Source organism: Parazoarcus communis SWub3 = DSM 12120 (assembly GCF_003226565.1).
GTDB classification, from domain to species: Bacteria; Pseudomonadota; Gammaproteobacteria; order Burkholderiales; family Rhodocyclaceae; genus Parazoarcus; species Parazoarcus communis.
The window spans coordinates 1-429 of record NZ_QKOE01000134.1; the positions used below are offsets into that span (position 1 = coordinate 1).

The 429-nt window shown below is 66.2% G+C and carries 1 protein-coding gene; it reads right to left on the reverse strand.

Annotated elements, in window-relative coordinates; genetic code table 11:
- The coding region (locus DNK49_RS23415) for an RHS repeat-associated core domain-containing protein (RefSeq protein WP_207807120.1) at window positions 1-429 on the reverse strand (429 nt) is incomplete at both ends.

Consider the following 429-nt stretch of genomic DNA (forward strand, 5'->3'; position numbering starts at 1 on the left):
GCCGGCGAGTAGAACCGTGCCTTGTAGTAGTACAGGTTCAGCTCGCCCAGGTACTGCTGCCCCGTGTACCGGAACCGCGCACCGGTGGTGACGTTGGGCTCCCCGTACGGGCCGTAGCTGTAGATCGCCGTGCTGCTGCCCGCACTGTTGGCCGTGCCGATGATGCTGCCTTGGTGGTCCGCGTACAGCCACCGCTTGTCCGTGCTCCCCGTGCCTTCGTACCACACCAGCGGTTCATCCACGCCAGGGCCATGCACGTAGCGCCTTTGCAGGTTGCCGCTGCTGTTGTACCCCGCCACCAAGTCCATGCCGTCGTACAGCAACGCCGTGACCGTTCCCCCCAGCGTGGTCCGGCGCAGCCGGCCTTCGGCGTCGTACGCGAGCGTGGCGGTGTAGCCCGTCTTGGTCGCGCTCTTGAGCTTGTTGTCC